Genomic DNA, 20,996 nt, shown 5'->3' with positions numbered 1-20,996 from the left:
CATGGCGTCCATCGAACTCAAGAACATCACCAAGGTCTTCCGCGACGCCAAGCGCAAGCGTGATCTGCTGGCCATCGACGACGTCAGCCTGTCGGTGGAACCGAACCAGTTCCTATGCCTGCTGGGATCTTCGGGCTGCGGCAAGTCCACCCTGCTGAACATGATCGCCGGCTTCGAGAAGCCGACCGGCGGCAGCGTGACGGTCGGCGGCAAGCCGGTGGACGGGCCGGGCGCCGACCGCGGCATGGTCTTCCAGCAGGCCAACCTGATGCCGTGGCTGCCGGTGTGGGAGAATGTCGCCTTCCATCTGCGGCTGAAGGGCTGGCGCAAGGCCGACCGCCGGGCCGCCGCGCAGGAATACATCGACATGGTCGGCCTGCGCGGCTTCGAGAATCATTTCCCGGCAGAGTTGTCGGGCGGCATGAGCCAACGCGTCGGCATCGCCCGCGCCCTGCTGCTGAACCCGCAGGTCATCCTGATGGACGAGCCGTTCGCGGCGCTCGACGCCCAGACCAAGATGGACATGCAGGAAGAACTGGTCGCCATCTGGCAGAAGCAGCGCTGCACCATCGTTTTCGTCACCCACAGCGTCGACGAGGCGCTGGTGCTCGGCACCCAGGTCGCGGTCCTGACCAGCCGTCCGGGGCGGGTGCGCGAGCTGATCGACCTCGACCTGCCGCGCCCGCGCGACATCACCAGCCAGCAGTTCAACGACCATAAGCGCCACATCCTCAACCTCATCCGCGAGGAGGGGATGCAGCAGCGCCGGGAAGCGAAAGCGGAAGTCACCGCGGAAGCCAGCCGGCAGGGTGCGGCGGCATGACACCCACCCCGCTCGTCCCGCTCGACCTGCTGCTGACCGGCGTCACCGCCATCACCGGCGATCCGGCGCTGGGCATCGTGGAAGACGCCGCCATCGGCATCCGCGACGGCCGGATCGCCCATCTGGCCCCGGCCTCCGCCGGGCTGCCGGCGGCGGCCCGCAAGATGCACCGGCCCGGCCGGGTGGCGACGCCCGGTTTCGTCAACGCCCACCTGCATGCGGTGCTGGTGATGGTGCGCGGCGTCGCCGCCGATCTCGGCTTCGCCCCCTCCTACACCCCCGGCGTTCCCAAGGGCACCGACGCCACGCCGGAGGAGGCGCGGGCGCTGGCCCGGCTGGGGGTGGCGGAGGCGCTGCTGTCCGGCTCCACCCTGGTCTGCGACCATTTCGTCCATGCCGAGGCGACGCTGGATGCCGTCGCCGACCTCGGCCTGCGCGTCCATGCCGGCTGGCGGGTGCATGATGTGGATTTCGCCCGCGTGCCGCAGGGGGAATGGTGCTTCGACGCCGCCATCGGCGACGATCTGCTGCGGCGGACGCTCGACCTGCACGACCGCTGGCATGGCGCCGGGAGTGGACGCATCGCGGTGCAAATGGCCGCCCATGCGCCGGACACCTGCTCCCCCGGCTTCCTGCGCACGCTCGCTGCCGAGGCGTCGGCCCGCGGCATGCGCGTCAACACCCATCTGGCCCAGAGCCGGGTGGAGGTGGAGCGCGTCCGCGCCTCGACCGGCCTGTCTCCGGCGGCTCTGCTGGAGGAGGTCGGGCTGCTGAACGACCGGCTTCTCGCCACCCATTGCCTCTATGTAGATGGCGACGACATCGCCCGGCTGGCCCGCGCCGGCACCCATGCGGTGACCGTTCCCAAATGCAACGCCGCCTCCGGCAGGCTGGCGCCGACCCCGGCGCTGAAGGCGGCGGGAGTCAATCTGGCGCTGTGCACCGATACCCAGCATGGCGACATGGTGGAAGCGATGCGCTGGGCGCTGGCCACCGCCCGCATCGGCCAGGGCGGCGTCACCGCCGATTGGCAGCCGTCCGACGTCTTCCGCATGGCAACGCTGGGCGGAGCGGAGGCCGTCGGCATGGCCGGAGAGATCGGTACGCTTGCCGTCGGCAAACGCGCCGATCTGGTGCTGTTCGACACCCGCCGTCCGCATCTGCGGCCGCAGATCAACCCGCTCGGCACCCTGGTCCACACCGGCCAGGGTCAAGACGTCGAGATGGTGATGGTCGACGGCGAAATTCTGGTGGAGGACGGCCGTCTGCTCCGCGCGGACCTGGAACGGATCTGCATCGAGGCCGACGAAGCCGCCCGCGCGCTGTGGGCGCGTGCCTGAACCTCAGAAAACAGAAAACCCTGAAAACAAGAAAACGCCTGAAGCGACAAGGACCGAACATGAGCACGCCCGACCTGACCAAGCGCGTCCTCCTGGGGATGCTGACCCCGTCGTCAAACACGGTGCTGGAGCCGGTGACCGCCGCGATGCTGAGCGGACTGCCGGAGGTGACGGCCCATTTCGGCCGCTTCACCGTCAAGGAGATCTCGTTGCGCGCCGCGGCGCTCGACCAGTTCACCGACGCACCCTTCCTCGACGCCGCCCGGCTGCTGGCCGACGCGAAGCTGAACGTCATCGGCTGGAACGGCACTTCGGCCGGCTGGCTCGGCTTCGATGCCGACGAGCGGCTGTGCCGCACCATCGCGGCGGAGACCGGCATTCCGGCCTGCACCTCCATGCTGGCGCTGAACGAGATCCTGGAGACCACCGACCGCAAGCGCTTCGCCATCGTCAGCCCCTATCTCGACGAGATCCAGGAGCGGATGGTCGCCAACTACAACGCCGCCGGCTTCGAGGTGGTGGCGGAGCGTCATCTGAACGACCGCGGCAACTTCTCTTTCTCCGAGATTGCCGAGGAGCGGATCGAGCGGATGTGCGCAGAAGTGGCGGAGGCCAAGCCCGACGCCATCGCCATCATCTGCACCAACATGCGCGGCGCCCCGGTGGCCGAGCGGGTGGAGAAGGCGCTGGGCATTCCCGTCTATGACACCGTGTCCACCGTGGTGTGGAAGGCGCTGCGCATGACCGGCGTCGACACCCGCGGGGTCGAGGGCTGGGGCAGCCTGTTCCAGGAACTGCACGGCTGACCGCCGCCAGAGGAAAGGGGAGGGGAACATGGAGTTCGATCTGGTCATCCGCAACGGCACGGTCGCCACCGCGTCGGACGTGTTCAAGGCCGATGTCGGCGTGCGCGGCGGGACCATCGCGGCGCTCGGGGCCGGCCTAGGCGCCGGTGCGGAGGAGATCGACGCCGCCGGGCTGCTGGTCTTGCCCGGTGGCGTCGACGGGCATGTCCATTTCGACCAGCCGACCGGCGACGGGTCGGTGATGGCCGACGATTTCCTCACCGGCACCCGCTCCGCGGCGTTCGGCGGCACCACCACCGTGCTGCCCTTCGCCTGTCAGGAAAAGGGCCGGTCGCTGCGCGAGGCGGTGGACGATTATCACCGGCGGGCCGCCGGCAAGCCGGTGATCGACTATGCCTTCCACCTGATCGTCACCGATCCGACCGAACAGGTTCTGGGACAGGAACTGCCGGCGCTGATCCGCGAGGGCTACACGTCCTTCAAGATCTACATGACCTACGACGCGCTGAAGCTGAACGACCGCCAGATCCTGGAGGTTCTCGACATCGCCCGCAGCGAGGGCGCCATGGTGATGATGCATGCGGAGAATGCCGACTGCATCGCCTGGCTGACCGAGAAGCTGGAGCGCACCGGGCAGACTGCTCCCTTCTTCCATGGCGTCTCCCGCCCGCGCGTGGCGGAGCGCGAGGCCACCCACCGGGCGATCTCTCTGGCCGAACTGGTGGACGTGCCGATCCTGATCGTCCATGTCTCCGGCGCCGACGCGGTGGAACAGATCCGCTGGGCGCAGGGGCGCGGCTTGCGCATTTATGCCGAGACCTGCCCGCAATATCTCTTCCTGACCGCCGACGATCTGGGCGAAGACGGCTTCGAGGGGGCGAAATGCATCTGCTCGCCGCCACCGCGAGATGCCGCCAATCAGGCCGTCATCTGGGACGGGCTAACCGGCGGCGCCTTCCAGATCTTCTCGTCCGACCATGCGCCGTTCCATTTCGACGGTCCCGGCGGCAAGAAGGTCCATGGCGATAAGGCGCCCTTCCGCTGCGTGCCCAACGGCATTCCGGGGGTGGAGACGCGGCTGCCGCTGCTGTTCTCCGCCGGGGTAATGACCGGGCGGATGGAGCTGACCAAATTCGTCGAGCTGACCGCCACCAATCCGGCCCGCATGTACGGGCTGCATCCGCGCAAGGGCACCATCGCGGTGGGGGCCGATGCCGACATCGCCCTGTGGGATCCCGCCCGCCGTGTGACCGTCACCAACGCCATGCTGCACCACAATGTCGACTACACCCCCTATGAGGGGATGGAGGTGACCGGCTGGCCGGTGGCGACGATCTCGCGCGGGGCGGTGGTGTGCCGTGACGGCGCGCTTCTGGTCCAGCCCGGCCGCGGGGAGTTCCTGCCCTGCGGCCTGCCGGCTCCCGCCCGTCCCAAGAGCGCCCCGGCGCCGGTTCTGCCGTTTTGAAGGTCCCGGCGGGTGGTGGCTACATCGCCCGCCGAGCCCTGGGTGATGCACAGGCGGCGGCCACCACCTCGCCGGTGCGGCCGACATGGTGGACGAACAGCCGCTGCGCGGTCTCACCGTCACGGGCCTCCATCGCCGCCAGGATCTCGCGGTGCTCCAGCACCGATTCCTTCCATCGCCCCTGGGCGCCCAGCGCGAAATAGCGCGCCCGCGCCAGCCGGCCGAGCAGCCGGTCATGTGCATCCACCAAGGCCGGGTTCTTGGCGCCCGACACGATCAGCCGGTGGATCTTCTGGTTGATGGAGAAATATTCCTCCAGCGCGCCAGCCCCTTGCAATGCTTCGATCTTCTCCTGGAAGCCACGCAGCCGCCGCAGGTCGGCGGCGGTCATGCGTTCGGCGGCCAGCCTTGCCGCAAAGCTCTCGATGCAGCCCTCGGCCTCGAACAGGTGGATCAGCTCGCTGGCGTCGAGAGGAGCGACGATGGCGTTGCGGTTGGGGCGCAGCATCACCAGCCCGTCGGCGGCCAGCAGCTTCAGCGCCTCGCGCAGCGGCGTGCGGGAAATGCCGAGCTTCTCGCTCAGTTCGGGCTCGATCAGCCGGGACGACGGCGGCAGCTCGCCATAGATGATCATGTCGCGCAGCCGCTCCACCGCCATCTCCGCCAGCGGCGGGGGCGGCACCGCGCGGCGACGCCGGGGAGCGGCTTCGGTGTCGGGAACCGCCGTGGCGGGAAGATCGTCGTCCATGCTCATCCGAGTTGTCCTTGCCCGCCGGCGGCGAGCACCGTTTCCGTGAAGGCGGCGAAGCGCAGCAGCCGGTGGTCCAGCCCGCGCGGGGCCACCAGCTGGAGCCCCACCGGCAAGCCGTCGCGACCGGCACCGCAGGGCAGGCTGATCGCCGGCACCTTGGCGTGGTTGAACAGCGGGGTGAAGACGGCATGCGCCCTCGGCGGCACCGCCTGACCGCCGATGGTCTCCGGCCCCAGCCGATCGAGCGGCCAGGCGACGCATGGCGTCGTCGGACCGATCAGCAGATCGACACCCGTGAAGTATCCGGCAAGCGAACGCGCCACCTCTACACCCAGCAGCTGTGCCGCCGCGACCTCCGCGCCGGTCAGGCTCAGGCCGCGTTCGATCTGCACGGCGATGTCGGGATCGAACAGGGCCGGGTCGCGGCGGAAGGCTTCGCCGTAAAGGGCGGCCAGCCCTGCATGCTGCAAGGGCATCAGCGCCGTTTCCGTTACCCCGTCCGGCCAAGTCGGATCGCGCCGGACGATGCGGACACCCGCCCGTTCCAGCGCTTCGACCGCGCCGTCCACCGCCTGCCGCACCGCATCGTCCACCGGCGCGTCCAGGCCGAAGCGGGGGCTGCAGGCGACGGTCAGGCAATCCGGCGGCCGGCCGTCCATGGCGGCGATGGCGACGGAGTCGGGATCGCGCGGATCGGGGCCGCACAGCGCCTCGAACATCAGGGCCGCGTCGGCGACGTCGGCGGCGATGGGCGCCATCACGGCGATGCCGGTGAAGGGCTCGGCAAAGCCCGGACCATAGGGAATGGCGCCGAAGGACGGCTTGAAACCGACCGCGCCGACATGGGCGGGCGGACGGCGGCTCGACCCGCCGGCATCGGTGCCGAGCGCCAGCGGCACCAGCCCGGCGGCCACCGCCACGGCCGGCCCGCCGCTCGACCCGCCGGGGGTGAGGTCCGGGTTCTGCGGATGGCGCGTCGGCCCGAACAGCGGGTTGGTGGTGACGCCCTTGCAGGCGAATTCGGAGCTGTTGGCCATGCCGAGGATGACAGCACCGGCAGCGCGCAGGCGCTCCACCGCGACGGCGTCCGCCGGGGCGTGGAAATCGGCGAACAGGCGCGATCCCTGGGTGACTCGCCGTCCGGCAACCCAGATGGTGTCCTTGACCGCGACTGGCACGCCGGCCAGAGGCAGCCTTTCCCCGGCGGCGATCCGGCGGTCGACAGTCTCCGCCTCGGCCAGCGCCCGGTTTCCGTCGACCGTGACGAAGGCGTTCAGTGCCGGGTTGCCGGCGGCGATGCGGTCGAGCGCCGCCAGGGTCTCGGCGCGGGCGCTGCTGCGGCCCCCGCGCACGGCCTCCGCCACAGCGGCTACGCGAATTGGTGAGGTCATCGCTTGTCTCCGAAAAGGCTCAATCCGGCCAGCGCCGCCAGCAGCCCGACCAGGACATAGCCGGCGGCGAGGCTGCTGAGCGCGGCGGCGGCGACCAGCAGGACCGGACCGGCGATCAGCCCGGCGAAGCCGCCGACCATCACCGCACCCGTCGCCTCGCCGATGCGGCCGACGGGCGCCAGCCTTGCGACCTCGGCCAGGAACACACCGTTCCAGCCGCTGGCGGTCAGTCCGAACAGGAAGGTCGCCAGCATCAGGACCGGAAAGGGCATCGCGCCGCCGGCCAGCGCCACCAGCACCGACGCCGCCGCCATGCCCAGTCCCAGCAGCCCGACCAGCAGGCGCGGCGCCATCCAGTGCGAGGCGACGACGCCCCAGCCGAGCCGCCCCACCAGCCCGCCCGCCTGCCCGGCGGCCAGCGCCACCCCGGCGGCGACATGGCCCAGCCCCAGCTCCGTCACGGCGAAGACGACGAAAAAGCCGTTCAGCGTCAACTGGCTCGCCGAATAGGGGAAGGCAGCCAGCGCCATGCGGCGCAGAGCCGGATCGATCCACAGCAGCCGCAGCGCCGTACCCAGCCCGAAGCCGGCGGCGGCGCTGCGGGTCAGCGGATCGTAGGCCGGCCGCAGCCGCTCGAAGACCGGAACGCAGAGCAGCGCCAGCGCGGCGATGGCGACATAGCCGGCGCGCGGATCGGCGACGGCGGCCAGCACCGGCAGGGCCAGGGATCCGGCTATGGCGCCGATCTGGTTGCCGGTCTGGCGGACGGAGAACACCATCGGCCGGTCCGCCTCGCGCACCAGCCGGCCGAGGATGGCGGCGCTGGCCGGCGTCTCGGGTCCGCAGGCCAGCCCGATGGCGATCCCCGCCGCCAGCAGCGCCGCGGCACCGCCACCGATTGCCGCGCACAGCATGGCTGCCGCCGCCGCCAGCGCGCAGAAGCTGGCGACTCGGAAGGAGCCCAGCCGCCCGGCCAGCAAGCCGCCGCAGAGCGACGTCGCCATGCCCACCGAGAAGCCCGTGGTGGTGAACAGGCCCAGCCCGGCCGGATCGATACCCAGCCGCGGCGCCAGCACTCCAGGCGCGAACAGGGCCAGCGCCACCAGCGCCTGCAGGCCGGTCATTCCCGCCAGCGCCGGCAGCAGGGGCGGCACTGGCGCGGCGGCCTCGGCCTCGGCTACCATGTCGGTGAACCGGGCTGGAGGGTGGCATGGCGGGCGGAATTTCGATCCACGGCGTGGATGTGGCGCGCGGCGTCGCCGCCGAGGGCATGCGGGTTGAACTTCACGCGCTCACGCCCGAACGGCGGCTGCTGGCGGCGGGGGAACTCGGCGCCAACGGCCAACTCGACCATCCCACCGTTCGCGGCGAGGGAGTCACCGCCGGCCCGCACGAGGTGCTGTTCCATGTCGGCGACTGGCTGCGCACGGCAGGCTACGCCGAGGAGCAGACCCGCTTCCTCGACATCGTGCCCTTCCGCTTCGTCGTTACCGATCCCGGCCGCCATCTGCATCTGCCCTTCAAATTCACGCCCTACGGAGTTTCGCTCTTTCTGGGTGTATAACCATTTCTGAGAACAAGACAGGGCTCAGGTCAACCGTTTGGACAGGCCGGCGACGCGTTCCATCGCCAGCATCAGGGCGATGGTGGCGACGATCAGGATGCCGGACAGCGCCGCAACGGTGACGTCCAGCCGGCCTTCCAGATCCTGCCACATGCGGATCGGCAGCATGTCGGTGGCGGCGTCGCGCAGGAACAGCGAGACGGGAACATTATCGAAGGACGCCATGAAGGCGATGAAGCCGCCGGCCATGATGCCGGGCCGGATCAGCGGCAGGGTGACCCGGCGGAAGCCGTACCAGCGCCCGCCGCCCAGGCTGGCCGACGCCTCCAGCAGCGACGGATTCATCTGGGCCAGCGACGCCACCGTGTTGCGCACGACGAAAGGCACCGATACCACGGTGTGGCCGATGATCAGAGTCAGCGGCGACACCGGCACCCCGATCATCGAAAAGAACATCAGCGACGACAGGCCGAAGGCCAGCGCCGGCAGTACCAGCGGCGACAGGAACAGGCTGTCCAGCACCCGTGCCGTCAGTGTCGGCGACCGCGCGATGCCCAGCGAGGCGGAGACCCCCAGCAGGATCGACAGGCCGGTCGCCCAGGCCGCCACCTTAAGGCTGTTCATCAGCGCGAACTGGAGCTGCCAGGCGTTCCAAAGTTCGACATACCAGCGCAGCGAATAGCCGGGCGGCGGGAATTTCAGCGAATAGCCGCTGGTGAAGGACACCCAGATCACCACCACCGTCGGTGCGACCAGCAGGACCAGCGCCAGCAGCGCGATCCCGGTCATGACGATGCGGAAACTGAGCGCGTCGAGATCGATGCGGCGTCCGGCGGTGTTGGAAATGGCGGGTTTGGACATCGCTTCCTCCCCTCGTCAGGCGTTGGCATAGCCGCGCGACAGGCGGCCCAGCGCGTTGAAGATCGACACGACCACCAGCACCGCCACCAGGAAGACGATGGAGATCGCCGCTGCGAACGGCCAGTTCTGCAGGGTCGAGGCCTGCTGGTAGATGTACATCGGCATGAACAGCATCTGGCCGCCGCCGATCAGGCTCTGGGTGATGAAGGCGGTGATCGCCGCGGCATAGGTCAGCAGGCAGCCGGCGACGATCCCCGGCAGCGACAGCGGCAGGATCACCTTGCGGAAGGTCCGCCAGTGCCCGGCCCCCAGCACCGAGGACGCATCGGCGAGGTTCGGGTCGATGCGGCTCAGAGCCGTGATGATCGGCAGCACCATCAGCGGCATCTGCACCTGGGCCAGCGCCACCACGACTCCGCCTTCGGTGTAGAGCAGCTTCAGCGGCGTGTCGATCAGCCCGAGCCAGGACAGCGAGGCGTTGACGATGCCCTGGCGGCCCAGGATCACGACCCAGGCGAAGGTGCGCACCACCACGCTGGTCAGCAGCGGCAGCAGCACGAACAGCATAATGACGCCCCTGGCCCAGCCGGGGGAGCGCTGATGCAGCCATGCCACCGGATAGCCCAGCAGCAGGGTCAGCGCCGTCACCTTCACCCCCAGCCACAGGGTCGATCCCAGCACCCCCAGGCTAAAGCGGTCGCCCAGGAAATTGACATACTGGGACAGCCCGTAATGGCCGCCCTGCGGGTCAGTCTGGAAACTCAGCGCCAGCAGGATGACCAGCGGGGTGACGAAGAACAGGACGAAGCCCGCCGCCAGCGGAGCCGCGAGCTTCAGGTCGTAGGTGGTGACGTCGCGCAACGTCGCGGCCATGGGGCGCCTCCTCCGGCTGGCGGGCTTGGGTGGTCAGGTCAGACGCGGATTTCGCGGTTGAACCGCTCGATCCAGGCGGCGCGCTGCTCGTTGATCTTGCCCCAATCCTGGAAGACGAAATTCTTCGCGATCTCGGCATGGTCCTTGGCCAGCGCCTTAGCGATCTCGCCCTTCATCGCAACCTTGGTGTTGGTCGGCACGATCAGGTACGGCTCCTCCATCAGCGTCGCCTGCACCTCCGGCGACAGCGCGGCCTCGATCAGCTTGAAGGCCAGCTCCTTGTTGGGAGAGTTCTTGACGATGTGGATCGTCGTCTTGAAGGCGATGGCGCCCTCCTTCGGGGCGACGAACTCCACCGGCACGCCGCGCGCCTTCAGGATCTGGATGGCGTTGAAATTGCCGGGGCTGATGTCGATCTGGCCCTGCTGGAACAGGGTGGCGAGCTGCCCCGGATTGGCGGCGACGGCGGCGAGGCTGGGCCGCAGCGCCTCGATGGCCTTGAAGGCTGGATCGATGTTGGATTCCGATCCGCCATGCATCTTGGCGAGCTCGACCATGAAGCCGGTGCCGAGCGTCGAGTTCATGTTGGTGATGCCGACACGGCCCTTGTATTCCGGCTTCCACAGATCGGCCCAGCTGGTCGGCGGCGTCTTGATGGTCTCCGGGTTGTAGGTCAGCCCGACCACCTGGAAGAAGGGCGCCGGCCCCATCGCCTCCTGCGCCGCCGGGATCAGGTCCTTGTAATAGGCGCTCTTGTCGACCGGATAGGGTTCGACCAGATCCTGTGCGATGGCCTGCAGCGCCGGTCCCGGATCATGCAGCATGACGTCGATCGGCGGGTTGGACTTGGCGGCGTTCACCTTGGCGATCTGATCGACCGACAGCATCGGGTCGAGCACGATGTTGGCGTCGCCCGCCGCCTTGCGGAAGGCGGGGACGAGCACGGCGCGGTGCGCCTCCTCCCAGCTGCCGGTGAAGGTGGCGAAGACCAGCGGGCGCGCCTGCGCCCAGGTCAGGCCGGGAAAGGCGTGCATGGCACCCAGCGTCAGCGCCGTCTGCATCAGATTGCGGCGGGTCAGCAGCATCGTTCACTCCTGAAGGTGAGAGGAGGTGGGTGGATCGGAGGGGATTTCAGGCCGCGGCGAAGACCGAGGCGAGGCGGGGGGCGACCGGGGCGAGGCGCACCGGCGTGCCGGGGGCCAGCAGTTCGGCGCGCTGGATGCGCGGCTCGGACACCTTGACGGCGCTGCCGTCGCCGATGCGGATCTCATGGACGACGGTGGCGCCCAGCGGCAACCCCATCTCCACCACGCCGTTCAGCGTATCGACATCGGTCGCGGCCGGATCGACGCTCAGATGTTCCGGGCGCAGGCAGACGGTGACACGGGCGCCGGGGCGCAGATCGCCCTTGGGCGCACGCGTTTCGACCATGCCGCCGGCGTCCAGCCGCACACGGCCGGCGGTGCGGTCGCAGTCGACCAGCACGCCGCCCAGCAGGTTGGCCGAGCCGACGAAGGTGTTGACGAACAGGCTGTCGGGCGCGTCGTAGATCTCGGTCGGCGGCGAGAACTGCTCCAGCCGGCCCTGGCTCAGCACCGCAACGCGGTCGGCCATCGACAGCGCCTCCTCCTGGTCGTGGGTGACGAGGATGGTGGTGATGCCGGACAGGCGCTGGATCCGTTTCACTTCGATCTGCATGTCGAGGCGCAGATTCTTGTCCAGTGCCGCGAAGGGTTCGTCCAGCAACAGGATCGACGGGTTGACCGCAAGCGCGCGGGCCAGCGCCACGCGCTGCTGCTGGCCGCCGGACAGCTGGCGCGGCGTGCGCTCGCCCAGATGGCCCAGCTTCACCATGTCGAGCATCCGCTGCGCCTCGCTGCGCTGGGTGGCGCGGTCGACACCGCGCGCATCCAGCCCGTAGGCGACATTCTCCGCCACCGTCATGTGCGGGAACAGCGCGTAGTTCTGGAAGACGATGCCGACGGAGCGGCGGTTGGGCGGCAGGCCGTCCACGCTCTGTCCGCCGATCATCACATGGCCCTTCGTCTGAGCCAGGAAACCGGCGATGATCCGCAGCAGGGTCGTCTTCCCGCAGCCCGACGGACCGAGCAGCGCCACCAGCTCGCCGCCGCGAATGTCGAGCGTCACCTCGTTCACGGCAAGCGATGTGCCGTACCGCTGGGTGATCCCATCCAGGAGGAGCGTCTGCCCGCGCTGGGAAGCCGGGCCGTTTCGCGAGGCACTGACCATGGCTGCACCATCCCTTTCGCGTTGCCGTTCGATCGCTCCTCGTTTAGCAAATGGCATGCCGATTTCTATTTTTCTTATTTATAACAACGTGATAGTCGTATTTTTGATCGTACTCGCCTGTGCCATGGAACCAAGCGTGCCGCCGTCTTGGGCGGGAACCGGATGCAATTGCCGCTTTTGGCGCCATCGCTGGGAGATTGATGGATGTCTGTGCAGAACGACGTCTTGTGGCGGGACAGCGCGGCTGCCTTGGCGGCGCGTTTGGCCTGTGGGGAGCTCTCGGCCCGCGCGGTGGTGGAGGCGCATTTGGATCGCATCGCGGCGACCGATTCCGCCCTGTCCGCCTTCATCACCGTTGCCGCGGACAAGGCGCTGGCGCGGGCCGAGGACCTGGACGCCACGCTGGCGCGGACGGGACGGCCGGTCGGGCCGCTGCATGGAGTGCCGGTGGCGCTGAAGGACCTGACCGACACTGCCGGCATCCGCACGACCTATGGTTCGGGGATTTACGCCGACCATGTGCCGGCGAGCTTCTGCGGCGTCGCTTCGATCCGGCCGACGCCCGGACTGGTTCCGGCGCCGAAACTGGCGCTGGGCTGGGACACGCTGGCGACGCATGGGGTGATTGCGCGCGATACCGCTGACTGTGCCCTGATGCTCGGCACCATCGCCGGCATGGATGCAGACGATCCGACCTCCCTGCTGCCGCCGCTCCGGGACGACTGCGACGGGCTTCCCTGCGGCCTGCAACTGATCGCGCGTCCGGGCGAGGAGCGGCGATTGATCCGCTTCGGCCGGCAATTGGAGCGCGGTGCCGGCTTCGTCCATCGCTGGCCACCGATCTCGGCCGTCCGGTGAGGCACCGCGCAACTGATCCGCAGGGGCTTTGGTGCACAACCCGGCGTTCTGACGGACTGCGCCCTGTTACGCCGGTGATCAAATGACCTTGCGCGTCCGGCGACGTGATCGAAGGCTCCATCGCCTCGGTCAGTGCCATCGCGCTGACCATCGGCGAGCGGACCTGATGTGGCGGCCGGGGCGGAGTAATGCGGATCTCCGCCCTGCCCTCCCAAGAAGTCTCGGACCGTCGGGGCGACGGCTGCACCTGTAAGTGGGCTGGCTTTGATGCCGGCGGTCGTCAGACCGACGCGGTTCGCAGCCGGTGCTCCAGAAAGTAGCGCAGCATCTCCGCCGTGGCGTCCGGCCCCTGCGGGTCGGTGTAGGAGCCGGTGGGGCTACCGCCCGCCCAGGCATGGCCGGCGCCATGGATGGCCCACTGCTCGCACAGCGTCCGGCCGGAAGGGTCGGTGTGCAGGGTTCGGCTGTAGGAACGCCGGCCTGGAGCCTCGCCGTGTTGCACCTCGGTGCTGAGACCGGCCGCTGCCGCGACCGCCCGGGCAGCCACCTGATCGCCGTTTCGCGGATGGACAACGGTATCGCGATCACCGTGGAAGATGATGGTGGGGACCGGGTAGCCGGCACCCGCCCTTCCTGCCCCTGCCCTGCCCATAGCCCCGCGGTCGCCCTGGCGCATGACGGCGAGGGCGGAGGGAAGATCGTGCGCGGCGCCGGCAGGCAGGCCGGAATGCACGCCAACAGCCGCATAGAGGTCGGGATAGGCCTCTCCCATGATGGCCGCGGCGGCACCGCCGGCCGACAGCCCGGCAATGTAAACCCGGTTCGGGTCGATGGGGTGGTCGTGGATGATCCGGCGGGTGATCCCAGCCAGCAGGTCGGGCTCCCCATGTCCGCGGCGCTGGTCTTCGGGTTTGAACCAGTTCCAGCAGCGTTGGGCGTTGGCCGAGGCCGGCTGTTCGGGATAGGCGACGAAAATGCCGTGCCGCTCGGCAAAGGCGTTCATCCGGGTCCCTGCGGAGAAATCGTCGGGTGACTGGGTGCAGCCGTGCAGCATCACCACCAGCGGACGCAGCCCGTCGCCACGGTTGGCCGGCACATAGAGCTTGTATGCCCGCGTCCCCGACGCCCCGCTGTGGGACGCGGTCGCGAAGGATGCGCCATCCGGCAGCGGTTCGGCGGGCGGGCGCGGAGTACCGGTTCCGCCACCCTGAAACCCCGTCGTCTGTAGGCGCGCCGCAAGGCCGCGCAGGGTCTCGCCCAGGCCGGTCCTCGCGCCCTTTCCGGACCAGTTTCCTGCCATCTTGCCGGCTGGTCGCACGTGATCCTTGGTGGCGCTCCGGGCCTGAGGTCCGGGAGCGGCATCGAGGCGCACGAACTCTCCCTCCAGCACGGTCGGGTCCGGCACGGCGGCTGGAACTGCCGCAGGTTCGGTTGCGCCCTCTCCCCGCAGCAGGCGCTGGATCAGGCCAGTCGCCTCGGTGAGCCGGCCGGCCTGGGTCAGGCGGGCGACCTCGTCCATGCCGGGCGGCAAGCCGGTGGGGCGTGTTTGGGACATCTGGATGCTTTCTCGGTTCGGGGATGACGCCGGTATCGGCGCTGCAGGACGCATCAGCGGATGCGGTCGGCGAGCGCCGCCTTGACGGCGGCCGGCGCATGGAGCGCGCCAAGTACGGTCAGTGTGGCGATGGTGGCGCGGGCAAGCTCGGGCGACACGTCCTGGGCGATGGCCGCAAGCCCGAGGACGCGGATGTCCAGCATCCGCCCTTCGGCCTGCACGGCTTCCAGGTCGGCGCGGCTGAAATGGCGAAGGCCCAGATCGACGCTTTTTCGCGTCACCGATTGGCGGACCACGTCGGCGTGTTTGTCGACCTGGTTGCGAATGGCGGTGCGGATGAAGTCGGTGCGGTTCGAGTAAAACCCCTCCTCCACCAGCAGGTCGATGTGACCCAGGTCGACGTAGCCGAGATTGATTGTGATCTTCTCACTGTCACCGGTTTTCGGCCGCAGGTCTCGCGCCACGTCGCTCATGGGGTTCCATCCATTCACCATCTGATTGGATGGTAAATGGATGGTATCTGGCCGCCATTCAAGCCCGACCCCGATGTTTTCGGAAGGCCGTCGGCTCGTAACTCCAGCCACAGAGGGTGGCCTGACGAAGCGCAATAAAAAAGGGGAGCCCGAACGCTCCCCTTTTTCCGTCATTTCACAAGTGGGCAGCCGCTGGCTTTCGGGTCGATGTAGGCCTGCGTACCGGGGATCTTCTTGATGATCTTGAAGTAATCCCAGGCGTATTTGGATTCGGCCGGCGTCTTAATCTGCGCCAGATACATGTCGTCGAAGACGCGGCCGTTATCGGCGATCTTCGCCTCCTTCATCATCATGTCGGTGACGGGCATGCTGCGCATCTTGGCAGCAACCTTGTCGGCATCGTCGGTGCCGATTTCCTGCACGGCCTTCAGGTAATGCCGAACGGCCGAATACACACCGGCCTGATTCATCGACGGCTTACGGCCGGTTCGCTCCTCGAACTTCTTCGACCAGGCGCGGGTCTCGTCGTTCATGTCCCAGTAGAAGGAGTTCGCCAGCATCAGCCCCTGCGAGGTCTCCAGCCCGAGCGCCTTGATGTCGTTGATGTTCAGCAGCAGGCCGGCCAAGGTCTGCCCACCCTGGGGAATGCCGAACTCGGCCGCCTGCTTGACGCCGTTGATGGTGTCGCCGCCGGCATTGGCGAAGGCCACGACGTCGGCGCCGGATGCCTGAGCCTGAAGCAGGTAGGAGGAGAAGTCGGATGCGCCCAGCGGATGACGCACACTGCCCTTGATGGTCCCGCCGAGTTGCTTGACCGTGTCGGCCGCTTCGGCCTCCAGCGAATGGCCGAAGGCATAGTCGGCGGTGATGAAGAACCAGCTCTTCCTGCCCTGCTCGACAAGCGCACGGGCGGTGGCGGACGCGACGGCATGGTTGTCCCAGGTCCACTGGAAGCCGTATGGGCTGCATTCCTTGCCCGTCAGGTCGGTCGAACCGGGACCGGACATCAGGAACAGGCGCTTCTTGTCCCGCGTGATCCCCTGAACGGCCAGAGCGGCGGCCGAATTCGGCACATCGGCGATCACGTCCACCTTTTCCGTATCGATCCATTGGCGGGCGAGGTTGGCGGCGATGTCAGCCTTATTCTGGTGGTCGCCGACGATGATCTCGATTTTCGTTCCGTTGACAGCGTTGCCGAACTCCTCGGCGGCCATCCTTGCGGCCACCGCCGATCCTTCACCATTGATGTCGGCGTAAATGCCGGAGCGGTCGGACAGCATGCCGATCTTGATGACAGTGTCGGACATCTGGGCCTGGGCCTGGGTTGAGGCCGAACCCGCGGCCAGCGTGGCGAAGGCAACGCCGGCGAGAAGGAACTTGCGCATCTTTCACTCCCATTTCTGACAATTCTTGGTGATTGGGGCGGTCGCCGGCGACGGCGCCGCCCGGAGGGTCGCGGCACGTGGGCTCAATGGGTGGTGTAGCCGCCGTCGACGGGGAGGATCGCCCCGGTGATGGACGCCGCGGCGTCGGAACAGAGGAAGGCGATGGCTGCGGCGACCTCCTCCGGCCCGATCAGCCGGCCGGTCGGCATCTTTTCCAGGAACACCGCCTTCAGCACCTGATCCTCGGGCAGACCGGTGACCTGCGCCTGCTGGGCGATCTGGCGTTCGATGATCGGGGTCAACACCGTGCCGGGACACACCGCATTGCAGGTGATGCCATGACCGGCGACCTCGATCGACACCGACTTGGTCAGGCCGATGATGCCGTGCTTGGCGGCGACATAGGCCGGCTTGTGCGGGGCGCCGACCATGCCCAGCACGGAGGCCGTGTTGACGATGCGTCCCCAGCCCCGCTCCCGCATCGCCGGCACCGCCGCCTTGATCGTGTGGAACGCGGCGCTGAGATTGACCGCCAGCAGCAGGTCCCATTTGTCGTCGGGAAACTCGTGCAGGGCGGCGACATGCTGGATGCCGGCGTTGTTCACCAGGATGTCGATCGGTCCCAGCAGGTTCGCGGCCTCCACCATCATGGCGCGGGCCTCCTCCGGCCTGCTGAGATCGGCGGCGGAATAGACGATCCTGGTCCCGCTCCGCTCCGCGATCTCGGCACAGGCCCGGTCGATCTCCGCACGGTCGCCGAAGCCGTTGACCAACACATGGCAACCCCGGCCGGCCAGTTCCCGCACGGTCGCCAGCCCGATGCCGCTGGTGGAACCGGTAACCACGGCGTTTCTGTTCTGCATCTATCGGTCCTTGATGTAGGAAAACGGGACGGCTCAGAACGCCACCTGATCGGCGCCCTTGAGGTGGAGCATGGCGCGCGCCTCTTCCGGAGTGGCGACCTCCAGCGACAGTTCCTCCAGGATGCGGCGGATCTTCGCCACCTGCTCGGCGCTGTTCCGCGCCAGCCGGCCCTTGGCGAGATAGAGGCTGTCCTCAAGTCCGACCCGGACATTTCCGCCCATCACCGCGGCCATGGTCGTGAAGGGAATCTGATGCCGGCCGGCGGCCAGCACCGACCATTCGTAATCCTTGCCGAACAGACGGTCGGCGGTCTCCCGCATGAAGACGAGATTGCGCTCCTCCGCCCCGATGCCGCCCAGGATTCCGAAAATCGTCTGGATGAAGAGCGGCGTCTTCACCAGCCCGCGGTCGAGGAAATGGGCGAGATTGTACAGATGGCCGACGTCGTAGCATTCGAACTCGAAGCGCGTGCCACAGCCTTCACCCAGATGTTCCAGAATATAGGCAATGTCCCGAAAGGTATTACGGAAGATGAAGTCGTCGGTGCTGCGCAGATAAGGCTCTTCCCAGTCGTGCTTCCAGTTCTTGTACCGGTCGGCCAACGGGAAGATGCCGAAGTTCATCGATCCCATGTTGAGCGAGCACATTTCCGGCTGGGCCTGCAGCGGGGCGGCAAGCCGTTCCTGAACCGTCATGTTGAGCGAGCCGCCGGTGGTGATGTTCAGCACCGCATTGGTGGATTGCTTCAGCCGCGGCAGGAACTGCATGAACACCGCCGGATCCGGTGTCGGCTGCCCGGTGCGGGGATCGCGGGCGTGCAGGTGCAGGATGGCCGCCCCGGCCTCGGCCGCACCGACCCCCTGCTCGACGATCTCGTCGGGGGTGACCGGCAGGGCGTCCGACATGGTGGGGGTGTGGATCGAACCCGTCAGCGCACAGCTGATGATGACTTTCTTGCCTGATGCGGCCATGCAAGGCCCTCCTGTGTTGAACCGCCCGTCGGGGCTGCGGACGATTGAGATTGAACGCCGCTGGGCGGCTGCGGTGGCGGCTACCGGCGTTCGAGGCCATCCAGCCGTTGAAGATGCGTGGCAAGAGTGGTGGCGACCTCCTCCCGCTGCGCTTCCGTCCAGGTCCGGAAGCCGGCGCCGGCCTTCATCCCCAACCGCCCCGACGCGACCAGATCGCGCAGAATGGGCAGCGGACCGGGGCTGCGGTCGAGATCAGGCAGGACATGCTCATGAACCGCGAGGGTCAGGTCGGTGCCGACAAGATCGGCATTCTCCAACGGTCCAAGGACGGCGAGCCGTCGGCCGAAACTCGCCTTGACCACGGCATCGACCGTTTCGGCATCGCACACACCGTTCTGGACCAATGCAATCGCCTCGCGCCAAAGCGCATGCTGCAGGCGATTGCCGATGAAGCCCGGAACATCCTTGCGGACATGCACCGGCATTTTCCCGATGGACGTCAGCAGACCGATCATCGCGGTGATGGCGGCGTCGCTGCTGTCCTGAGTCTGGATCACCTCGACCAGCGGGACCAGATAGGGCGGGTTCCACCAATGGGTGCCCATGGCGCGGGACTTGTCGGAAAGCGGCTCCATGATCCGCGTGATCGGGATCACCGACGTGTTGCTCGCCAGAAGCGCGTGGCGAGGCGCGGCCGCTTCGATGGCGGCGACGATGCGTTGCTTGAGGGCGAGGTCCTCCGGCACCGCCTCGATGACGATGTCGGCGCCGGCAACGGCACTCGCCAGCGTTTCGTGCAGGTCGATCAGGTCGGCGGCCGCGATGTCTTCGCCCAAAACCTGCAGGTTGCGGCGGACATGGGCGGGAATGGCGGCCCGGCGTTCGGCATCGGGTTCTTGGATGGCGACGCGATGTCCGGCGGCGGCAAAGGCCTGTGCGATCCCGTGCCCCATCAGTCCGCCGCCGATGATCGCGATGCGCTGGTTTGTCATGGCGCGTGCATATCCCCCTTTGCCTGACCTGAAGCCTGTGCCCCACCACCCTGTCCTGCCAAGGTCCGTAGGTCGCAGGGCGGATTGTTCGGGTGGCGCGCATTTTGGAAGGGATGGTTAGCAACGCGCGTGCCACATGGATAACTGTTTGAAAGGGAAGGATATGTGCCGAGCAACGTTCAATATCTAGCGAAGCAGGATTTAGTGTTCGTTGACAGTCGGCTGGCGCAAAGGGCGGGACACCGCTGCAAATCGGCACTTTCGCCGTGTTCACTTTTCTGACAGGTAATGTACAGTATATTGACAATCAGTGACACCAAGGAGCGTGGCATGCAGAAGGATCCGGCCGGTCATTTCGCTGCGGCACGTGCGCTGATGGTGATGATCGATGAGATGATCGACGGCGCCATACTGGTCGATCGGGATGCCCGCCTCGTCTGGTCGAACGACAAGCATGTCTGGTTCAGCGACAAACAGATTGCGCTGCTTGGCTTCCGGTCACCGGCGGATGCAATCGGCCAGCCGGTGGAGCGCATCATTCCACACAGCCGAATGCGCGAGGTGGTGGAAACAGGCCGGTCGCTACCGCTCGACATCATGCGCTATGGCGAGCACACGCTGCTGGTCAGCCGCCTGCCCCTGCGCGATGAGCAGGGAGAGGTCATCGGCGCCCTCGCCTTCGCCCTGAAGAACAGCCTGACATATCTTCGGCCCATCGCCGACCGCTTCAACAAGCTGCAGTCCCGCCTGACCCGTGTGGAGCAGGAGTTGGCGGCGAGCCGGGCCTCCCAATACACGGTCGAGAACCTGATCGGCTTCAGCCAGCCGATGCTTCAGGTCAAGCGACTGGTGCGCAAGGCCGGCCAGATCCGGTCGGCGGTCCTGCTGCTCGGCGAAACCGGGACCGGCAAGGAACTGGTGGCGCAGTCGATCCATGCCTCCTCGGATCGCGCTCATCGTCCATTCGTTGCCGTCAACACCGCCGCAATTCCTGAAAATCTTTTGGAAGCGGAGTTCTTCGGCGTCGCACCTGGGGCGTACACGGGTGCCGCCCGCCAACCGCGCCCCGGCAAGTTCCAGCTTGCCCATGGCGGGACGCTGTTTCTCGACGAGATCGGCGACATGCCGCAGCCGTTGCAGGCCAAGCTGTTGCGCGCCCTGCAGGAAAGCGAGGTCGAGCCGCTCGGGTCCAATCAGGTCATCAAGGTCGATGTCCGCATCATCGCGGCAACCAGCCGTCCCCTGGCGGAGATGGTGCGCAACGGCACATTCCGGGCGGACCTGTACTACCGGCTCAATGTCTTTCCGATACAACTGCCGGCGCTCCGTGACCGCAGTGACGATCTTGAGATCCTGGCTCCCCTCTTTTCGGAGAAGATCGCCCTCAGCCTCGATCAGCCGATGCGCGAGTTCACGCCCGCGGCGCTGGATGCGCTGCGGCAGCATGATTGGCCCGGCAACGTCCGTGAATTGGCCAACGTCATCGAACAGGTCTATGTGCGCACCGAAGGTGAGCGCATCACGGCCGAGGATTTCGCGGACATCCTTCCGAGCGCCGCGATCCAGTCCCCTGCCCCATCCGACCGGAAGCAGTCCCTGACCGCCGCCATGGATGAGTTGGAACGGGCGCTCATTCTGGAAGCCCTGGAGGCGAGCCGGGGCAACAAGCTCGAAGCCGCCCGAAAGCTCGGCCTGTCGCGCACAAACCTTTACGCCAAACTGCGCAAGCACGGCATTGCCGCGCATCCAGAAGACTGATGCCGGATGAGGCATC

General features: G+C 67.5%; 20 protein-coding genes. 7 read left to right on the top strand and 13 right to left on the bottom strand.

Translation table 11 applies throughout. The annotated features are described in order from the left end of the window. The first annotated feature begins 1 nt into the window (after window position 1). Genes B9N97_RS30060 through hydA form a run of 4 tightly spaced genes read left to right on the top strand, consistent with a single transcriptional unit; the run spans window position 2 to window position 4,434 of the window. A complete protein-coding gene (locus tag B9N97_RS30060; protein WP_085091490.1) occupies window positions 2-823 on the top strand; it encodes an ABC transporter ATP-binding protein in 822 nt (273 codons plus the stop codon). Continuing rightward, window positions 820-2,163 (top strand): amidohydrolase family protein, encoded by a 1,344-nt coding sequence (locus B9N97_RS30055; protein ID WP_085091489.1) that lies wholly within the window; start codon window positions 820-822, stop codon window positions 2,161-2,163. The genes B9N97_RS30060 and B9N97_RS30055 overlap by 4 nt, the downstream gene beginning before the upstream one ends. Window positions 2,164-2,222: 59 nt before the next feature. After that, window positions 2,223-2,969 carry a maleate cis-trans isomerase family protein gene (locus B9N97_RS30050; RefSeq protein WP_244561010.1) on the top strand — a complete coding sequence of 249 codons (747 nt, stop codon included), beginning with the start codon at window positions 2,223-2,225 and terminating at the stop codon, window positions 2,967-2,969. Between the two features lie 28 nt (window positions 2,970-2,997). After that, the gene (gene hydA / locus B9N97_RS30045) at window positions 2,998-4,434 is read left to right on the top strand and encodes a dihydropyrimidinase (protein WP_085091488.1); all 1,437 of its coding nucleotides are present in this window, start codon (window positions 2,998-3,000) and stop codon (window positions 4,432-4,434) included. A 19-nt stretch (window positions 4,435-4,453) separates the two neighbouring features. On the opposite strand, the gene B9N97_RS30040 is transcribed toward hydA, so the two are convergent. From B9N97_RS30040 to B9N97_RS30030, 3 genes are read right to left on the bottom strand one after another with little or no spacing between them, the layout of a single operon-like run. Continuing rightward, window positions 4,454-5,188 carry a GntR family transcriptional regulator gene (locus B9N97_RS30040; protein WP_244561009.1) on the bottom strand — a complete coding sequence of 245 codons (735 nt, stop codon included), beginning with the start codon at window positions 5,186-5,188 and terminating at the stop codon, window positions 4,454-4,456. After that, window positions 5,185-6,576, bottom strand: a complete 1,392-nt coding sequence (locus B9N97_RS30035; RefSeq protein WP_085091487.1) for an amidase — start codon at window positions 6,574-6,576, stop codon at window positions 5,185-5,187. Before B9N97_RS30035 ends, B9N97_RS30040 begins: the two co-directional genes overlap by 4 nt. Then, complete coding sequence (locus tag B9N97_RS30030) at window positions 6,573-7,760, bottom strand: MFS transporter (protein ID WP_085091486.1); 1,188 nt, start codon at window positions 7,758-7,760, stop codon at window positions 6,573-6,575. The genes B9N97_RS30035 and B9N97_RS30030 overlap by 4 nt, the downstream gene beginning before the upstream one ends. 26 nt (window positions 7,761-7,786) lie before the next feature. Between B9N97_RS30030 and B9N97_RS30025 the strand changes: the two genes are divergently transcribed. Then, on the top strand, window positions 7,787-8,140 hold the full coding sequence (locus B9N97_RS30025) for a hydroxyisourate hydrolase (RefSeq protein ID WP_085091485.1): 354 nt from the start codon (window positions 7,787-7,789) through the stop codon (window positions 8,138-8,140). 24 nt (window positions 8,141-8,164) lie between these two features. Here B9N97_RS30025 and B9N97_RS30020 read toward each other — a convergent pair whose 3' ends face one another. Genes B9N97_RS30020 through B9N97_RS30005 form a run of 4 tightly spaced genes read right to left on the bottom strand, consistent with a single transcriptional unit; the run spans window position 8,165 to window position 12,124 of the window. Further along, window positions 8,165-9,001, bottom strand: a complete 837-nt coding sequence (locus B9N97_RS30020) for an ABC transporter permease (RefSeq protein ID WP_085091484.1) — start codon at window positions 8,999-9,001, stop codon at window positions 8,165-8,167. A 15-nt stretch (window positions 9,002-9,016) separates the two neighbouring features. Then, the gene (locus B9N97_RS30015; protein WP_085091483.1) at window positions 9,017-9,874 is read right to left on the bottom strand and encodes an ABC transporter permease; all 858 of its coding nucleotides are present in this window, start codon (window positions 9,872-9,874) and stop codon (window positions 9,017-9,019) included. Between the two features lie 38 nt (window positions 9,875-9,912). Beyond that, a complete protein-coding gene (locus tag B9N97_RS30010; protein ID WP_085091482.1) occupies window positions 9,913-10,959 on the bottom strand; it encodes an ABC transporter substrate-binding protein in 1,047 nt (348 codons plus the stop codon). A gap of 46 nt (window positions 10,960-11,005) precedes the next feature. Then, entirely contained in the window at window positions 11,006-12,124 is a 1,119-nt protein-coding gene (locus B9N97_RS30005) for an ABC transporter ATP-binding protein (protein WP_085091481.1), read from the bottom strand. Window positions 12,125-12,328: 204 nt separating this feature from the next. Here B9N97_RS30005 and B9N97_RS30000 point away from each other — a divergent pair, with 204 nt between their 5' ends. Continuing rightward, on the top strand, window positions 12,329-12,982 hold the full coding sequence (locus tag B9N97_RS30000; protein WP_085091480.1) for an amidase family protein: 654 nt from the start codon (window positions 12,329-12,331) through the stop codon (window positions 12,980-12,982). A gap of 280 nt (window positions 12,983-13,262) precedes the next feature. Here B9N97_RS30000 and B9N97_RS29995 read toward each other — a convergent pair whose 3' ends face one another. From B9N97_RS29995 to B9N97_RS29970, 6 genes are all read right to left on the bottom strand, one after another. After that, complete coding sequence (locus B9N97_RS29995) at window positions 13,263-14,537, bottom strand: extracellular catalytic domain type 1 short-chain-length polyhydroxyalkanoate depolymerase (RefSeq protein WP_085091479.1); 1,275 nt, start codon at window positions 14,535-14,537, stop codon at window positions 13,263-13,265. A gap of 53 nt (window positions 14,538-14,590) precedes the next feature. After that, window positions 14,591-15,010, bottom strand: a complete 420-nt coding sequence (locus tag B9N97_RS29990; RefSeq protein WP_085091478.1) for a CopG family transcriptional regulator — start codon at window positions 15,008-15,010, stop codon at window positions 14,591-14,593. Between the two features lie 170 nt (window positions 15,011-15,180). After that, window positions 15,181-16,395, bottom strand: coding sequence for an ABC transporter substrate-binding protein (locus B9N97_RS29985; RefSeq protein WP_085091477.1), 1,215 nt, complete (start codon window positions 16,393-16,395; stop codon window positions 15,181-15,183). Window positions 16,396-16,478: 83 nt separating this feature from the next. Further along, complete coding sequence (locus B9N97_RS29980) at window positions 16,479-17,258, bottom strand: 3-hydroxybutyrate dehydrogenase (RefSeq protein ID WP_085091476.1); 780 nt, start codon at window positions 17,256-17,258, stop codon at window positions 16,479-16,481. A 33-nt stretch (window positions 17,259-17,291) separates the two neighbouring features. Next, window positions 17,292-18,230, bottom strand: coding sequence for a 3,5-dioxohexanoate:acetyl-CoA acetone transferase (locus tag B9N97_RS29975; protein ID WP_085091475.1), 939 nt, complete (start codon window positions 18,228-18,230; stop codon window positions 17,292-17,294). Between the two features lie 80 nt (window positions 18,231-18,310). After that, the gene (locus B9N97_RS29970) at window positions 18,311-19,222 is read right to left on the bottom strand and encodes a 3-hydroxyacyl-CoA dehydrogenase family protein (RefSeq protein WP_085091474.1); all 912 of its coding nucleotides are present in this window, start codon (window positions 19,220-19,222) and stop codon (window positions 18,311-18,313) included. A gap of 330 nt (window positions 19,223-19,552) precedes the next feature. On the opposite strand from B9N97_RS29970, the gene B9N97_RS29965 reads away from it, so the two are divergent. Continuing rightward, window positions 19,553-20,980 carry a sigma-54 interaction domain-containing protein gene (locus tag B9N97_RS29965; protein WP_208621307.1) on the top strand — a complete coding sequence of 476 codons (1,428 nt, stop codon included), beginning with the start codon at window positions 19,553-19,555 and terminating at the stop codon, window positions 20,978-20,980. The last annotated feature ends 16 nt before the right edge of the window (window positions 20,981-20,996 follow it).

Origin of the sequence: Azospirillum oryzae (assembly GCF_900177515.1) — a bacterium.
GTDB classification, from domain to species: Bacteria; Pseudomonadota; Alphaproteobacteria; order Azospirillales; family Azospirillaceae; genus Azospirillum; species Azospirillum oryzae_A.
Note: the sequence above shows the minus strand (reverse complement) of the source record. Positions and strands in the feature narration are given on the sequence as shown.

Bases quoted from the DNA above. Each gene is read 5' to 3' on its own strand.
- B9N97_RS30060 (WP_085091490.1), top strand. From the start codon at position 2: ATGGCGTCCATCGAACTCAAGAACATCACCAAGGTCTTCCGCGACGCC.
- B9N97_RS30055 (WP_085091489.1), top strand. From the start codon at position 820: ATGACACCCACCCCGCTCGTCCCGCTCGACCTGCTGCTGACCGGCGTC.
- B9N97_RS30050 (WP_244561010.1), top strand. From the start codon at position 2,223: ATGAGCACGCCCGACCTGACCAAGCGCGTCCTCCTGGGGATGCTGACC.
- hydA (WP_085091488.1), top strand. From the start codon at position 2,998: ATGGAGTTCGATCTGGTCATCCGCAACGGCACGGTCGCCACCGCGTCG.
- B9N97_RS30040 (WP_244561009.1), bottom strand. From the start codon at position 5,188: ATGAGCATGGACGACGATCTTCCCGCCACGGCGGTTCCCGACACCGAA.
- B9N97_RS30035 (WP_085091487.1), bottom strand. From the start codon at position 6,576: ATGACCTCACCAATTCGCGTAGCCGCTGTGGCGGAGGCCGTGCGCGGG.
- B9N97_RS30030 (WP_085091486.1), bottom strand. From the start codon at position 7,760: ATGGTAGCCGAGGCCGAGGCCGCCGCGCCAGTGCCGCCCCTGCTGCCG.
- B9N97_RS30025 (WP_085091485.1), top strand. From the start codon at position 7,787: ATGGCGGGCGGAATTTCGATCCACGGCGTGGATGTGGCGCGCGGCGTC.
- B9N97_RS30020 (WP_085091484.1), bottom strand. From the start codon at position 9,001: ATGTCCAAACCCGCCATTTCCAACACCGCCGGACGCCGCATCGATCTC.
- B9N97_RS30015 (WP_085091483.1), bottom strand. From the start codon at position 9,874: ATGGCCGCGACGTTGCGCGACGTCACCACCTACGACCTGAAGCTCGCG.
- B9N97_RS30010 (WP_085091482.1), bottom strand. From the start codon at position 10,959: ATGCTGCTGACCCGCCGCAATCTGATGCAGACGGCGCTGACGCTGGGT.
- B9N97_RS30005 (WP_085091481.1), bottom strand. From the start codon at position 12,124: ATGGTCAGTGCCTCGCGAAACGGCCCGGCTTCCCAGCGCGGGCAGACG.
- B9N97_RS30000 (WP_085091480.1), top strand. From the start codon at position 12,329: ATGTCTGTGCAGAACGACGTCTTGTGGCGGGACAGCGCGGCTGCCTTG.
- B9N97_RS29995 (WP_085091479.1), bottom strand. From the start codon at position 14,537: ATGTCCCAAACACGCCCCACCGGCTTGCCGCCCGGCATGGACGAGGTC.
- B9N97_RS29990 (WP_085091478.1), bottom strand. From the start codon at position 15,010: ATGAGCGACGTGGCGCGAGACCTGCGGCCGAAAACCGGTGACAGTGAG.
- B9N97_RS29985 (WP_085091477.1), bottom strand. From the start codon at position 16,395: ATGCGCAAGTTCCTTCTCGCCGGCGTTGCCTTCGCCACGCTGGCCGCG.
- B9N97_RS29980 (WP_085091476.1), bottom strand. From the start codon at position 17,258: ATGCAGAACAGAAACGCCGTGGTTACCGGTTCCACCAGCGGCATCGGG.
- B9N97_RS29975 (WP_085091475.1), bottom strand. From the start codon at position 18,230: ATGGCCGCATCAGGCAAGAAAGTCATCATCAGCTGTGCGCTGACGGGT.
- B9N97_RS29970 (WP_085091474.1), bottom strand. From the start codon at position 19,222: ATGACAAACCAGCGCATCGCGATCATCGGCGGCGGACTGATGGGGCAC.
- B9N97_RS29965 (WP_208621307.1), top strand. From the start codon at position 19,553: ATGCAGAAGGATCCGGCCGGTCATTTCGCTGCGGCACGTGCGCTGATG.